The following is a 14,142-nucleotide window of genomic DNA, read 5'->3' on the forward strand; positions in this document are numbered from 1 at the left end:
ACCCTGACGTGTGTGTGCAAAGTAATAGGCAATCAGGTTTAGCGTGTTAGTGAGTCAGTGATGAAAACCGAAGATATTGCCCTGTTCCACCGTATCGTCGAGACGGGTAGCCTGGTCGAGGCGGCCGATATACTCAATGTGCCTAAATCGACCCTGAGTCGCCGTCTGCAGGCGCTGGAAGATGAGCTCAATGTGAAGCTGTTTCATCGTCAGAGCCGGGCCATGACCCTCACAGCGTCAGGCAGTCATTTCTACAATAAAACCACTCCCTTGCTGGCGACCCTGGAGCAGACCTTCTCAGAGCTGTCGGGGGGCGAGGCCGCAGTGTCTGGACACCTGCGCATCCTGATCTTCCCCATTCCCGAGATCCTCTATATCACCCATGCCATCTTTGCGTTTATGGATCTGAATCCGGCGCTGACGGTGGAGATCATCGTCAGCTCAGAGCCCAAGGATATGATCCGCAACAATATCGATCTGGCCTTCATGCTCGAGGATGCCTTTAACGAAAATGAGATGGTGGCGCGCCACCTGATCACCGAAACCGTACACTTCTTTGCCAGTCCAGAGTATCTGGCGCGTGCAGGCCACCCCACTAAACCAGAGGAGTTGTCGGAGCACAACGCGATTTTGTTTCGCTACCCCAACGGGCGGATCTTCAACGAAGTCCCCTTCGGTAAAGACAGGATACTGTCGGTGTCGGGCAATCTCTGCGTCAACAGCCTGGATACCTGTTTAGAAGCGACCCTCATGGGGCGGGGGATCTCTATGATGCCGCTGCCGATAGCCCAGGAGTATGTGGAGCAGGGCAAGCTGGTGATGCTATTTGAAGATATTGAACCCTATGAGGGCAAGTGCTTCCTGGTCTACCCGTCGCGGCGCTTCATCAGCCTGGCCAGCCAACGCTTTATCGACCACATGATGCGGGCGTTAGAAGAGTGCATTCAAAACGGCGCCTGTGACCGCGAAGCCAGAACCAAGGGCGTGATCAAGCCGCTTTCCTAAGCTGGCATTGATGACAACTCGGCTCGAGAAAGCCGATAACCGGGAGCCATCATCAGGCTCTCCGGTAGCACTGCCAGTACTACCGACCATACCAGCTCAAACATCATCAGCCGCGACTCAATTCCTCTCAAATAAAAGCTTTGCCAAACATGGCGGAGGCGCTAACGCTTGTAGATCTCCACATGCTCAGGCGTGGTGTCAGGCTCTGTGATGCGACTGGCCAGGATATAACAGGCGATACCCATCACGGCATTGGTAATAGGCAGTGCCAGCAGCAGACCCTTAACCCCGCCTAGGTAGGAACCCAGCGCCGCCAGCGGCAACAGCAGCAGAAACAGGCGGCAGAGGTTAAGCACCAATGAGCTCATGGGCCTGTGGTAGGCGTTGAGCGAGGTGGCGGTGAGGATCACCATGCCTAGCGGACCATAGGCGGCGGGCAGGGCGATGACATAGAAGGCGAGCCACTCGATCACCTGGGGATCTTTACTGAACAGCTGGGCGATTGGGTTCGCCAGCAGCGCCAGCGGCAGGTAGATCAGGGTCTGGAACACCAGCACGAAACGCAGCGACAGCATGAGGGCGTCGCGGGCGCGCTGGGTCTGTCCCGCCCCCAGATTTTGGGCGATGAAGGGCACCAAGCTGGAGGAGAGCGCCATCACGGCGATCAGCAGTACCGACTCCAATCGGGTACCGGCGCCGAAGGCCGCCACCGCGCTGTGGTCGATGCGGGCCAGCATGGCCATGATGATGGCGTTAGCCACTGGGTTGAGCAGGTTCATCAGCGCCGCCGGTTGGGCGATATGGGCCAGCTGGCGCCAGTTGCAGTGAATCCGCTGCAGATTAAATTCGGCAAAGTCCACCAGGTTACGCTTGATGATCAACAGGTATCCCGACAAGGACAGTGCCACTATCCAGGAGGCTAGGGTGGCGATGGCCGCGCCCTGAATTTCCAGGCGTGGGAAGGGCCCAATGCCGAAGATCAGCAAGGGGTCGAGCACCAGGTTGATCAGCGCCGCCAGCGCCATGATCTTGGCCGGTGACTTGGTATCCCCCGTGGCGCGCAGCCCCTGGTTACCCACCATTAGCAGCACCAGCAGCGGCGCCCCCAGATACCAGAGAAACATATAGTCGCGGATCAGCGGCAGGCTGAGTTCGTTGGCCCCCAGCAGGCTAAACAGCGGGCCGATAAACAGGCTGCCCAGCAGCGAGATGGCGGCGATCAGCCAGAAGGTGATCAGCAGGGCGTCATGCAGAAACACCCTTGCCTTGGGGCTGTTGCCGCTGCCGATGAGGCGGCCCAAATTGGTCGATACCCCGGCGCCTATGCCGATGGCGATGCTGGAAACAATCAGGGTGACCGGAAAGGTAAAGCTGATGGCGGCCAGGGCTTCTGTGCCTAACTGGCTGATAAAAAAAGTGTCTACAAGGCTGAACCCAAGAATGGTGAGAATACCAATCAGGTTCGGGAGGCTCATATTTAGCAGTACACGACCGATTGGCTGACTGAGCAGCCCGTGTCTGTCTCTCATGTAAGTGGAATGCCTAGGTAACAGAAGGAGGGCAATTCTATCAGGAATGGCTGATCTTTTATAAAACCCAGTTAAAAAAAATCAGATTTTTTTTGTAAAGCCCTTGGATCTCAGCAACCCCATCCCCATATATCGAACATCCCGCGGCGAAAGCGAAGTCGCCGCACTTTTTTTTGATAAACCGCCAACGTTTGTTGGGCAAAAAAATCATTAGGAGAGTCCGTAGATGAATATTCGTCCATTACATGACCGCGTCATTGTTAAGCGTTCTGAAGTTGAATCAAAATCAGCCGGTGGCATCGTACTGACAGGTAGTGCAGCCGAGCAGTCAACTCGCGGTGAAGTTCTTGCTGTAGGCAATGGCCGAATTCTTGAAAATGGCACTGTGCAACCACTCGACGTAAAAGTGGGTGACATAGTGATCTTCAACGAAGGTTATGGCGTGAAGAAAGAGAAGATCGACGGTGAAGAGGTCTTGATCCTATCTGAATCAGATTTAATGGCTGTAGTGGAATAATCCACTCAATATCCCGTTTAACCAGAATTTTATTAAAGGATACAGAACATGGCAGCTAAAGAAGTTTTATTTGGCAATGACGCTCGCGTAAAAATGCTTGCGGGCGTAAACGTACTGGCTAACGCAGTTAAAGTTACCCTGGGCCCTAAAGGCCGTAACGTGGTGCTCGACAAGAGCTTCGGCGCGCCGCTGATCACCAAAGACGGTGTATCGGTAGCTAAAGAGATCGAGCTGGAAGACAAGTTCGAAAACATGGGCGCACAGATGGTGAAAGAAGTTGCTTCTAAAGCCAACGACGCCGCCGGTGACGGTACCACTACTGCAACCGTACTGGCGCAAGCTATCGTGACCGAAGGTCTGAAAGCCGTTGCCGCTGGCATGAACCCAATGGATCTTAAGCGCGGTATCGACAAGGCGGTTGTAGCTGCCGTTGCCGAGCTGAAGACACTGTCTCAAGAGTGCAGCGACACTAAGGCTATCGCTCAGGTAGGTACTATCTCTGCTAACTCTGACGAGTCTATCGGTGAAATCATCGCAACTGCGATGGAGCGCGTGGGTAAAGAAGGCGTGATCACCGTTGAAGAAGGTCAGGCACTAGAGAACGAACTAGACGTGGTTGAAGGTATGCAGTTTGACCGCGGTTACCTGTCTCCATACTTCATCAACAAGCCAGAAACCGGCAGCGTTGAACTTGAAAACCCATACATCCTATTGGTTGACAAGAAGATCTCTAACATCCGTGAGCTACTGCCAATCCTTGAAGGTCTGGCGAAAACTGGTAAGCCACTGATGATCATCGCCGAAGACGTTGAAGGCGAAGCCCTAGCGACGCTGGTGGTGAACAACATGCGCGGTATCGTTAAGGTTGCTGCGGTTAAGGCACCTGGTTTCGGTGACCGTCGTAAGGCGATGCTACAAGATATCGCTATCCTGACTGGCGGTACGGTAATTGCCGAAGAGATCGGCCTAGAGCTTGAAAAAGCCACTCTGGAAGATCTGGGTACGGCTAAGCGCGTCGTGATCACCAAAGATGACACTACCATCATCGACGGTACCGGCGAGCAAGAGCAGATCTCTGCCCGCGTTGCACAAATCAAGATCCAGGCAGAAGAGTCTACTTCTGACTACGACAGAGAGAAGCTACAAGAGCGTATGGCTAAGCTGGCCGGCGGTGTTGCAGTGATCAAGGTTGGCGCAGCTACCGAAGTTGAAATGAAAGAGAAGAAGGCTCGCGTAGAAGATGCACTACACGCGACTCGCGCCGCCGTTGAAGAAGGTGTGGTTGCCGGTGGTGGTGTTGCCCTGGTTCGCGTTGCCTCTAAGATCGGTGAAGTTGAAGTGGCTAACGAAGACCAGAAGCACGGTGTGACTATCGCACTGCGCGCCATGGAAGCGCCACTACGTCAGATCGCCACTAACGCAGGTGAAGAAGCCTCAGTGGTTGCCAACAACGTTAAGAACGGCTCAGGTAACTATGGTTACAACGCCGGTAGCGACGTATATGGTGACATGCTAGAGATGGGTATCCTTGACCCAACTAAGGTGACTCGTAGCGCGCTACAGTTCGCTTCATCTATCGCGGGTCTGATGATCACTACCGAAGCTATGGTAGGTGAGATTCCACAAGAAGCTGGTGCCGGCGATCTGGGCGGCATGGGCGGTGGCATGGGTGGTATGGGCGGCATGGGCATGATGTAATCCTAGCTGGTTAAAATCGTCTATAGCGGCGTTATCTTGCCACTCGTTTAGACAGCTAAACGTCGCGGCAAGATGCCTTGCTCTAAAACGATTTTTCCTACGCTAGATAATCTGCTGGTCTAACGCTTAACAGCCTGAAACCAAGTTAGTTAAATAGTAAAGCCCCGACATCTTACGATGTCGGGGCTTTGTTTTATGTGCTTAATACCAAAATCCGTGTGACGATACCTGTATCGATACGGCCAATCTTTTATAAATTGTTGAAGTAAGGTTAATATTGTAACTATCTAAATAGACGAATAATTATATACTTGGTGCTGTCCCCCTACACGTAACCTAAAGAGACATTCACATGAGAAAGATCATATTCGGTTTGGTTTTAATCGCTGTTACAGGTTGTTCAAGCAATGGTCTAACAACGCTAAAGCCAATGGATCCAAATTTTGAAAAAGAAATCGTGATGACAAACGATCCAAATCAAACCGCAAAAGTTAGGAGTATTGTTACTAACTGGATGGTTGATAATGGTTACAATGTGTCCAAAGAAACTGCAAGTCCAAATGCTAAGCTAGATGAAGATCAAGTCATGTTCGAATTCAATGCTAACTGGTGGTGGGACATGGCAACTTATATGCGTTACGTAAACTTAGATGTTACTGATAATAAAGGAAATAAAGTGGCCGAACTTGATTTCGATTCAGTAAGGTATGGTGGTATGGATAAGTTTGGCGACGCAGAAGAAAGATTAAATCTAATTATGGAAGTGTTCTTCCAAAAGATTTCAGTAAAAGATGCTGAACGTCAACTAGAGCATGGTAAAGATAGAAGTGCTAAATCAGCATCGACCTGTGCTTATGACTGCTAGTTAGTAATGGTTAGGCAAATAGTTTCGCTACCATAGAGGCTGTAAAGCGCCTTGCTATAACGAGATTTATACCACGTAAAATGCTCTGCTGGTCTTAGACCCAAAAAGCCTAGAACCTAATAGAGAAAGCCTCAGTGACTTGAAAAAGTACTGAGGCTTTTTTGTGTCCGAAGTATAAATCTGCATATTCACAACCTTAATGTAGAAGCGTCTTTAGTCGGTAAGGTTTTCGGGGAAAAATTTTAAGGATTACTTGGATATGTGAGGCTGGTTGAGTTTTATACACTCTGATTACCATACGATTAAAACATTACTTTAATCGAGAATCATAAGATGAAACCGTTATATGTATGTTTATTAGTTCTAGTATCACTATTTTCTACGATGGCATTTAGTTCTTCAGTTGAGGAGCTGACAAACGATCAAAACCTAATAGTAAAATCAAACCAAAATGATTTTTTTGCTAATAATACTTATGAAGGGAACAGCTTCATTAATCAATTTATAGCAAAGAATTCTGGTGTCTCATTCAGTAAATATTGCTGTAAGACTTGTAGGAAAGGCAAAGCATGTGGTGACACGTGCATAAGCAAAACCAAAGCATGCTATAAAGCTAAAGGTTGTGCCTGCAATGGCTAGCTGAAGATTTGAAAATGGGCTGTCCATTCTAACTCCTTTTCATTCTGTTTTAGTTAAAATGATTGTGGGCTATTAGCTTTTGACCCCTTTAATTATTAGTGGCGTTGCTACTCGCTCGTTTCAGAAAGCTACGTGTCGCCATATGCTAACTCGATTTAACCTGCGCTAAAATTAGCAAAAAAAATCCGCAGGTATAGAGCTTAACAGCCTAAACCAAATGAATGAAAGGCCCCGGCATCGTATGATACCGGGGCTTTTTGTAGCTGGAATTGTACCGGGAAGTGTATGCGTACTCATTGGGGAGGGGAGCTGGGAAGATGATGACTAATTAGCTCGTAGTTATCCCTTATTCACACACAACATTTGCTGTTACGCATCTCGAATCGAGCGATGATGACATGGGGGCCTAGTTTTGAAGAAGTCGCCTCCTTGGTTAATCGAGATTTGGTTTGATGTAAGTTAAGTAATGAATCACGTTACATTAAACGTTCCTTATCACTAAATCACCTGCTGACTAAAGCTGCAATCTCTGCAGTTTAGCGTGTAGGTTTCTTGTCTTTTCTGTACTCGGGTATGCTTGCTTTGGCACTGGGGACAATCCTGTTTCATGGGTGTGTTTTTAGTGCACTGGTTGCAATGGATGTAGTATCCGTATTTACCATACATTGGCTGGTAATCGGCTGATTCACCACAGTGTTTACAAAGCAGTTTTAGTTGTGGGACTACATTATTCTGTGGAGCCTGAGCCTGAGCCTGGTAAGGAGGATGGGTTTCTTGCAGTTGCATAACAGGTTGTGGCTTAGCAGCCTGTTGAATCGCCTCTGAATCTATAAGAATTTCGCCTTGTTCTAAGTTTTTATGTGTCCACGTAGCAGGCTCGCTAGCTTCACACTGTGTCTGCGAGTGGTACTTGTCGATGTCATGACTTATCAAGAAATCAGCTACAGAATTAAGTTCATCTTGGCTAAAGCCGGGACGGGTATCGGTAAAGTTGACCAAGCGTGTAAACTTGCTCTTGAGATTCATTATCTCGTTGAGCTTATCGACTAGAAATTCGGTTTTCACCAGCTTTTCTGAGATCTGCTTAGGCATGGTGTCGCGGTTAATTATTGCATCGCTCGATACGGCGCAAAGATGATCCCATTCTCGCAGGCTAAAGCCCTGTTGTTTGAAGCCCAGTAGTTTGCCGAGAATCTCACTTCTGTAATGCGACAACAGTTGCAGCAAAAGCGCCTGTTGTAGCTCGACTTGTTTGATTGGGGAGGCCATACCAAACCAATTTCCCTGATGGCTGCGAGTCCACTCTCCCTGTTGATTAACCTTAACCTGACCCTTGATGCTCTTTGACTCGATTAATATAAAACCGTAGGTGTAGACGATCAGGTGGTCTATCTGTGCCGTTTCATCGTTAAAACTGAACTTGAAGTTGTTGATGACCAACACTTGAGGATGGTCTTTGAAGGCGCGGCGTAGAAAGAAAGCAACGTCCTGTTCTTGCTTTTGTCCTGCATAGGCTTGCGGGGATTGTACTGCTTGAAGTGATTTGTTTTTTAGAATCATTTATCAATCGCATCCATTCACTGCTCAATCATGAGCAAACTGATAATGGCCAAGTGTATCTGATTTCATACTGGTGACAAAGTGCAGAAATATGAGCAAAGTTTGCTTTCTACCTGCTTGGTCTTCCTTTGCTTCAACCAATCTTGACGTCCTGTTTTCGGATAATTGGCTCTCATGGGGCTATCGACATGCAGGGATGTTTGACTAGCTGAGGAGGTTTTGCTCGCTAGACTGCGCCTATGTTGGAAGGGTTTCATCCTTCAAGTGGGATTAGTGGGTTGTCGGTTCCTGGCTTAAAGTGCGGCTAACTTTTTATGTTAGGACGGTAACGATGAAATTGATTCTCCCCAAGTTAATGATGTTAGGTGCGCTCGCGCCTCTGATGGTCAGCGCCAATGTGATTATCGATACAAAGGATGTCGACCAGACTCAGTATCACGCCGATCTGTATGAGTGTCAGACGCTTAGCCAGCAGGTTCAGAAACAGCAGGGTAATTCGGCGGGGCGTGACATGGTAGGCAGCGCCGCACGAGGGGCGGCCATAGGGGCGGCGGGCAGTGCTATTGCGGGTGGTAGTGGCTCCAATGGGGCTAAAGTCGGTGCGGGCATCGGCTTGGTCTCTGGCGCGCTGAAACACAGGGCCGAAAAGCAGCATGACGGTGAGGCTTATGAGCTTGAGAAAGACAATGTGATGAAAAAGTGCATGGCCAATCGTGGCTACATAGTGCTGAACTAGTTAACTTATTGCAGGGGCAACGCGACAGCGTTTGCCCTCGTCATCTCTTCGGGCGCTTTTCACCGAGTGCTTGGTTTTCTTCTTTGCCGCAACCTGTTCGGAGTCGGATATTCCCATGGCTCGCAGCAAGAGGTTGGCGACCCTACTAGATAGGCAAAACCTACAGCAGGCGCAGGCGTCGGCCAGAGTAACCGCCCACCGAATTCAAACACCGCGCGCTCGCCATGCTGCATAATCTTAATCACCTGCGCAGTGCCGCCTAACTTCTTGCGCTAACGATTAGCTTAATCCTGAACAATTGAATCATTTCTTAATATTTGCCTCCGCTTGCTTTTCTAATTCAAACCTTGTGATATGTTATCGTTTTGTAATGAGCGTAAGATTTAACGTTTTTTAAAGGATAAGAATATGGAAGAGCTTAGCTCAGCGATGCCCCAAGAGGGTGGGATTATAAAAAGGTTAATTACTGGGAAGCTGGGCTTGGTTGATACATTTTGGGGGGCTTATTTCTTAGGCGGGATAATTTTTAATGTCGTCATTAAAGCACTGCAAGATGTCAATGCACTGTTCATTTTCAACATGATCTATGCTGTCTATATTCTGGTTGTATGCATTGGCGTGTGGAAGGCTGCAAGTTTATATCAGGGAAAAGTTTATTGGGCGGTCCTTGCAAAAATTACAGCCGCTATTTCTATAGCCAATAGCCTAGTCATGTTATTCGCTTTGCCGATGGCAATAATGGGTATTTAAAAACGCGTTGGGTTGAAAGTTTTCTTCCGCAATCTGTTTACTGTGGAAGTATTCAAATTTGAGTATGGAAAAGCGATGAGAGAGTTTATCTGTTTTATTTTACTTGGCGTTGCATCATTCAGTTGCTATGCCAATGTCGAACGCGCAGAGTTAGCCATGGAAAATGGCGATTACGCTGCAGCATTTGCAATCATACAGCCTTTGGCTGATGGTGGCGATCCTGATGCTATAAATTACCTAGCTAATTTTTATGACGAAGGTATTGTCGTCGATATGGATCTGCAAAAAGCGCTTAAGTTATATAAACAGGCCGCAGAGCTTGGCAATGTGCGGGCGCAATTTAACTTGGGACTTTCCTATTATGCTGGTCAGGGAACTGACATTAATTATGAATTAGCGTTTAAATGGTTGCTCAAAACCGCAGAACAAGGATTTGTACCTGCATATGATGTTGTTGGCTCTATGTATGCAAAAGGTTTGGGCGTCGAGAAAAATATACAAGAGAAAATTAAATGGTATCAGCTTGCGGTAGAAGGCGGGTCTGGTGAGGCAGGTTATGTTCTGGCATCAATGTATTATTACGGTACTGATGTACCAAAAGACCTGCCGCTTGCCGTAACGTATTTTTCAAAGGCGGCGAACCTTAACAATCCCGATGCTCAATACAGCATGGCTTTGTTGTATGCCAAAGGTGAAGGTGTTGAGTTAAATAATCAAGAGTCTATGAGATTATTAAACTTAGCTGCTGAGCAACAACTTGTTGAGGCGCAATATTATCTGGGTGAGGTCTATAGAGTCGGTCAAGTGGTAAAAAAGGACCCTACAGTCTCCTGTGATTGGTTTCAATTAGCTGCTGAACAAGGCCACGCTGAAGCTCAAACAAAAGTTGCGTATTGTTTCTTTAAGGGAGCCGGTAAACCGCAAAATTATGAGGAAGCGGCTCACTACTTTCTGCTTGCGGCTGAACAAGGGCATAGTACTGCTCAGTACCTAATTGGCATCATGTATGACTCAGGTATAGGTCTACCGATAGATTATGTCGAAGCTAAGAAGTGGTTTAGTTTGTCGGCAGCGAAGGGAAATGCTAAAGCGAAAGAGAAGCTAGCCAGCATGAAATAGCATTTTCCTACTAACTAAGTGGCATAGAATTGTAATAATTTTGATTATATGTCTAGTGACTTTTATCTCTGACAGAGTAGGAGTTGTTCCTAAAGGATAGTGCGTTTCACTCTATGGAATTATTACTCACTTTTAAGATTTACCTCAGCTTACCTGGGTAACATGGTGACTATTTAGTTTTGGATGAGTTATCAAGGGAGCGAGCAGCATGGGAGAGCGGCATTTAAACGGGACTAAGCGTGGGCCTTGGATGGCGATCGGGGTGAGCCTGGCCGTGGTGGGACTGATCGCGCTGCTGATCATGATGATGCCCAAGGGCTTTAAGGCAACCCATGAGGAGATAGGTCAGGGGACACCGGCGCTGGTGTTTGTCTACGACCCTAACCTGGCGGTGAGCCATACCCAGACCGAGCAGATGAACGAGGCGCGTGGTCATCTTGGCGATAACCTGGTGTTTCTGCTGGCCAGAGTCGGCACCCCAGAGGGCGACCAATTGATTGCTAAATACCGGGCGGGCACCGCCGAACTCCTGCTGTTCGACGGCTCGGGCAAACTGATTAAGCGCCAGCTCGGTGGGCTAGACGCCAATCAGCTAATGCGCTGGGTACGCTAATTCTAGCGATTAGCCAGGCATCACGACTATCCCTAGCGGCTCTAGTAATTGCTCCGTCTGCCAGGCACAGATCTTCACGCCTTCCAAGTCGACACTTCTGATGTCGAGTCCCTCGAGCTCTGCATGGGTGAGGTCACACCCGCGTATGTTCAAGTTCTGCCAGCAATCTTGAGAGAAGCTGCCGCGACTAAGATCCGAGCCCATCAACGAGGCCCCGTTAAGATTGGCGCTGCGCCAGTTGTTTTCAAACAGTTCGCACTTTTCCAGGCATTGGTCGTTTAAGTTGGCGTAGGCGAGGTTGCAGCCCGTGATGTAGGCGGAGCAGAAGTACACAGTATGACTGATCTGGTTGTAAAATCGGCTGCGGGAAAAGTTGGCGCCCTTAAGATCGCACTCTCTTAATTCGATGCCAAAACAGTTGGCTCCGGCAAAATTGGCCAGAGAGAGTCGGCAAGCCTTAAAGCTCGCATCACGCAGGTCGGCGAAGTTAAAGTGACAGCCTTCTATGGCGCCGGGTTCGATGAAATGACACTCTTCGAAGCTGGCATCTCGCAGGTTGGCGTGGCGAAAATCGCACTGGTAGAAGTGGCAACGTCGAAAACGGCGGTCGCTCAAGTCTTGGCGCGAAAAGTCCTGCTGCGTAAAAACTTTGTCGATAAGATCCATACATACTCCTCAAATAAACCGCCTGCACCTTAGCACTCAGATACTTAATTTTCACCAAAAACAAACCCTTTAAAATCAGCATTTTAAAATGTGCTCAAATCGCGATGCTAAGGGGGAAAAACGGCATCGTAAGCCACGTTCGACATCGAATCGGTATGAACGGATGGTGAAAAAAGTTTTTAGCCTTAGCGCGTTTGATTAAATTCGACTCAATCGCGGCGCCTTAGTTGAGCCATTGGCGGCATTTTTGAACATTTGTTAATCGAAAAAGTCGTTGTTGAACGGCGCTGGGGTGGTAAAATGCCGCTCGGCTTCGGTGCGGCCGTGGCCGAACTTGGGGTCACCTCGCGACTGCCGAGCTTATTTCTCTTTTTCCATTACTGATTCGAGTGTCTATGAAACGGATTTTATGTTTGTCCCTGCTGGCCTGTTCTAACCTGGCTTTTTCTAACCTAGCGTTTGCCGTCGACCCCCTGATTGAAACCCCCAAAGATATGCCGCCGACCTGGGTGGATGAGATCCTCGACGTGTTTGGCGCCGACGGTGAGTTTGACGACAGCAAGACCATAGACATGAGCTACCTGCCGACTGCCTATTACACGCCGGAGAAGAAGTTCGGTGTGGGCCTGCTGATGGTGGGCCTGTATAAGACAGACGGCGCGGCGCCCGAGGAGCAGCCTTCCTCATTGGTGCTTAACTCCTTCGTGTCGATGAACAACTCCTATGGCGTCGAAGTGGAGAACATGACCTTCTTCAACGGCGGCAAGCAGCGTCTGCTGCTGGGTCTGGAGCTGCACAACGAGGCGTCTGTCTATTACGGACGCGGCATAGCAGATGGCAATATCGACAGCAATCATCATGAGTTCGATGAGCAGCTCTACAGCTTTACGCCGCGCTGGATGACTCAGCTGGCCGACAACTATTTTGTCGGCGTGGGCGCCGACTTTACCTACGCCAGTGCCGACAAGTTCACTCGGGTGGAGGGCGATCTGCCCCTGCCATCCGATGGCATCCTGCCCGATAACCTGAGTTCGGGTCTGGTGGTGACCAGCATCTATGACTCGCGAGACTATCGCCTCAATGCCACCCAGGGGTGGTTGTTACAGCTGGACGCGGGTCTGTATCAAAACAGCGAGTACGACAGCTTTGCCAAGTACGATCTCGAGTTGGCGAACTATATCGATCTCAGCACCACCTCTTTACTGAGCGGCATGCCGGGCCTGATTGCCTGGCAGGTGCAGGGTCACTTCACCAGTGGTGACGTGCCCTGGAACATGCTGCCGGATCTCGGTGGCTCAAGCGCCATGCGCGGCTACATCAAGGGACGTTACCGTGACAAGCAGATGATGATGGGGCAGGTGGAATATCGTCTGCCTATCTTCCAGCGCTATGGCATGGTGTTCTGGGGCGGTGTGGGCAGCGTGGCCGACAAGGTGAGCGAGCTCAACGACGAACTGCTGACCACTTACGGCACGGGCTTCCGCTTCAAGCTCAAAGACAAGATCAACCTGCGTCTGGATATTGGTGTCGGCGAGAACGAGACCAACTTCTACCTCAACGTGAACGAAGTTTTCTAGTGATGGCTGCGCCGCTCGCTTTGCCTGCCAGATTCTGTGTTAACACCAAGCTTGTGCTGGTTGCGTCTGCCGTTATTGCGGTCCTGGCGACTAGCCAGGGCGCGAAGGCGGGCGAGGTAGAGCCTGGTGATAGCCAAAAGCAGGCTTTTATCGATGCATCCCTCAAGGAAAAGCTGCAGTGTACGCGCCGCTTGGATTACGATATCTATCTGAGCGGCATACACACGGGCACCATGAGCCGCACCGAGCAGTGGCAGGGCAAAAGCGCCGTGGTGACCTCAGACAGTGAGGCCAGCATCTTAGGTATAGGCACCCGCTACAGGCAGAGAGCCGAGTTAACCTGGTCAGAGGCCACAGAGGAGTGGATCACCCAGGCGTTTCACCAGCAGGTGAGCGGCTTTCGTGCCCGCGACATGCAGGTAGAGTTTAGCGACAATGGTCGCGCCTCTCGGGTGACACTGGACGGTGAGGTAACCGACTATCGCTCACCGGAGAAGGCGCTGCGCGACGTGGATACCCTGGCGATCGAGATGCGGCGCTTGCTGTTAAAGGGGCGGCACCAGTTTGCCCTGGTCCGCCAGGCCTCGGATGCCATGGAGCCTTATCAATTCTACGTAAAATCCCCTCAGCCTTTACAGCAGACCCCCTGGGGGAAGCTGACCTTAGTGCCGGTGGAGCAGACAGGCGCCGAAGAGGTGACCTACTACTTCGCCCCCGAGCTGGATTATCAGCTCATCAAGGCGCGCTATCACGGCATCCTGCTACAGGGGCTTATCGAACTCAATCACTACAGCTCGAGTTGCGACTCAGCCTCATAGGGCCGAGCCGCAACGCTCATTTGGGTAAGGCTTTTAGCGTCAAAGGCTTG

At 49.7% G+C, this 14,142-nt stretch carries 14 protein-coding genes; 10 read left to right on the forward strand and 4 right to left on the reverse strand.

All coding sequences use genetic code 11. From position 1 onward, the window contains the following. Window positions 1–60: 60 nt before the first annotated feature. Complete coding sequence (locus DB48_RS14160; protein WP_041510880.1) at window positions 61–1,005, forward strand: LysR family transcriptional regulator; 945 nt, start codon at window positions 61–63, stop codon at window positions 1,003–1,005. Window positions 1,006–1,166: 161 nt separating this feature from the next. Here the strand turns inward: DB48_RS14160 and DB48_RS14165 are convergent, their stop codons facing one another. Then, a complete protein-coding gene (locus tag DB48_RS14165; RefSeq protein ID WP_041510881.1) occupies window positions 1,167–2,534 on the reverse strand; it encodes an MATE family efflux transporter in 1,368 nt (455 codons plus the stop codon). A gap of 226 nt (window positions 2,535–2,760) precedes the next feature. Here DB48_RS14165 and DB48_RS14170 point away from each other — a divergent pair, with 226 nt between their 5' ends. From DB48_RS14170 to DB48_RS14180, 3 genes are all read left to right on the forward strand, one after another. Continuing rightward, a complete protein-coding gene (locus DB48_RS14170) occupies window positions 2,761–3,051 on the forward strand; it encodes a co-chaperone GroES (protein WP_033539005.1) in 291 nt (96 codons plus the stop codon). 48 nt (window positions 3,052–3,099) lie between these two features. Further along, window positions 3,100–4,749, forward strand: coding sequence for a chaperonin GroEL (groL, locus tag DB48_RS14175; protein WP_041510882.1), 1,650 nt, complete (start codon window positions 3,100–3,102; stop codon window positions 4,747–4,749). 352 nt (window positions 4,750–5,101) lie between these two features. Continuing rightward, window positions 5,102–5,614: an Sbal_3080 family lipoprotein gene (locus tag DB48_RS14180; RefSeq protein WP_041510883.1), complete on the forward strand. Its 513-nt coding sequence runs from the start codon at window positions 5,102–5,104 to the stop codon at window positions 5,612–5,614. Window positions 5,615–6,139: 525 nt separating this feature from the next. On the opposite strand, the gene DB48_RS20240 is transcribed toward DB48_RS14180, so the two are convergent. Beyond that, window positions 6,140–6,280: a hypothetical protein gene (locus tag DB48_RS20240; RefSeq protein WP_160290152.1), complete on the reverse strand. Its 141-nt coding sequence runs from the start codon at window positions 6,278–6,280 to the stop codon at window positions 6,140–6,142. A gap of 471 nt (window positions 6,281–6,751) precedes the next feature. After that, window positions 6,752–7,813: a nuclease-related domain-containing protein gene (locus DB48_RS14185; RefSeq protein WP_041510884.1), complete on the reverse strand. Its 1,062-nt coding sequence runs from the start codon at window positions 7,811–7,813 to the stop codon at window positions 6,752–6,754. 331 nt (window positions 7,814–8,144) lie between these two features. Between DB48_RS14185 and DB48_RS14190 the strand changes: the two genes are divergently transcribed. From DB48_RS14190 to DB48_RS14205, 4 genes are all read left to right on the forward strand, one after another. After that, complete coding sequence (locus DB48_RS14190; RefSeq protein ID WP_041510885.1) at window positions 8,145–8,549, forward strand: glycine zipper family protein; 405 nt, start codon at window positions 8,145–8,147, stop codon at window positions 8,547–8,549. A 408-nt stretch (window positions 8,550–8,957) separates the two neighbouring features. Next, window positions 8,958–9,299: a hypothetical protein gene (locus tag DB48_RS14195; RefSeq protein WP_041510886.1), complete on the forward strand. Its 342-nt coding sequence runs from the start codon at window positions 8,958–8,960 to the stop codon at window positions 9,297–9,299. Window positions 9,300–9,311: 12 nt separating this feature from the next. Further along, complete coding sequence (locus DB48_RS14200; protein ID WP_052813794.1) at window positions 9,312–10,418, forward strand: SEL1-like repeat protein; 1,107 nt, start codon at window positions 9,312–9,314, stop codon at window positions 10,416–10,418. Window positions 10,419–10,626: 208 nt separating this feature from the next. Beyond that, entirely contained in the window at window positions 10,627–11,031 is a 405-nt protein-coding gene (locus tag DB48_RS14205) for a hypothetical protein (protein WP_041510887.1), read from the forward strand. Between the two features lie 9 nt (window positions 11,032–11,040). On the opposite strand, the gene DB48_RS14210 is transcribed toward DB48_RS14205, so the two are convergent. Then, a complete protein-coding gene (locus DB48_RS14210; protein WP_041510888.1) occupies window positions 11,041–11,697 on the reverse strand; it encodes a Qnr family pentapeptide repeat protein in 657 nt (218 codons plus the stop codon). Between the two features lie 395 nt (window positions 11,698–12,092). Between DB48_RS14210 and DB48_RS14215 the strand changes: the two genes are divergently transcribed. After that, on the forward strand, window positions 12,093–13,274 hold the full coding sequence (locus tag DB48_RS14215) for a BamA/TamA family outer membrane protein (protein WP_041510889.1): 1,182 nt from the start codon (window positions 12,093–12,095) through the stop codon (window positions 13,272–13,274). Between the two features lie 2 nt (window positions 13,275–13,276). After that, window positions 13,277–14,092: a hypothetical protein gene (locus DB48_RS14220; protein ID WP_200890555.1), complete on the forward strand. Its 816-nt coding sequence runs from the start codon at window positions 13,277–13,279 to the stop codon at window positions 14,090–14,092. Window positions 14,093–14,142: the final 50 nt, after the last annotated feature.

Origin of the sequence: Shewanella sp. cp20 (genome assembly GCF_000832025.1) — a bacterium.
Classification (GTDB): domain Bacteria; phylum Pseudomonadota; class Gammaproteobacteria; order Enterobacterales; family Shewanellaceae; genus Shewanella.

Coding starts and splice junctions, on each gene's coding strand:
- DB48_RS14160 (WP_041510880.1), top strand. CDS start 61: ATGAAAACCGAAGATATTGCCCTGTTCCACCGTATCGTCGAGACGGGT.
- DB48_RS14165 (WP_041510881.1), bottom strand. CDS start 2,534: ATGAGAGACAGACACGGGCTGCTCAGTCAGCCAATCGGTCGTGTACTG.
- DB48_RS14170 (WP_033539005.1), top strand. CDS start 2,761: ATGAATATTCGTCCATTACATGACCGCGTCATTGTTAAGCGTTCTGAA.
- groL (WP_041510882.1), top strand. CDS start 3,100: ATGGCAGCTAAAGAAGTTTTATTTGGCAATGACGCTCGCGTAAAAATG.
- DB48_RS14180 (WP_041510883.1), top strand. CDS start 5,102: ATGAGAAAGATCATATTCGGTTTGGTTTTAATCGCTGTTACAGGTTGT.
- DB48_RS20240 (WP_160290152.1), bottom strand. CDS start 6,280: ATGGACAGCCCATTTTCAAATCTTCAGCTAGCCATTGCAGGCACAACC.
- DB48_RS14185 (WP_041510884.1), bottom strand. CDS start 7,813: ATGATTCTAAAAAACAAATCACTTCAAGCAGTACAATCCCCGCAAGCC.
- DB48_RS14190 (WP_041510885.1), top strand. CDS start 8,145: ATGAAATTGATTCTCCCCAAGTTAATGATGTTAGGTGCGCTCGCGCCT.
- DB48_RS14195 (WP_041510886.1), top strand. CDS start 8,958: ATGGAAGAGCTTAGCTCAGCGATGCCCCAAGAGGGTGGGATTATAAAA.
- DB48_RS14205 (WP_041510887.1), top strand. CDS start 10,627: ATGGGAGAGCGGCATTTAAACGGGACTAAGCGTGGGCCTTGGATGGCG.
- DB48_RS14210 (WP_041510888.1), bottom strand. CDS start 11,697: ATGGATCTTATCGACAAAGTTTTTACGCAGCAGGACTTTTCGCGCCAA.
- DB48_RS14215 (WP_041510889.1), top strand. CDS start 12,093: ATGAAACGGATTTTATGTTTGTCCCTGCTGGCCTGTTCTAACCTGGCT.
- DB48_RS14220 (WP_200890555.1), top strand. CDS start 13,277: ATGGCTGCGCCGCTCGCTTTGCCTGCCAGATTCTGTGTTAACACCAAG.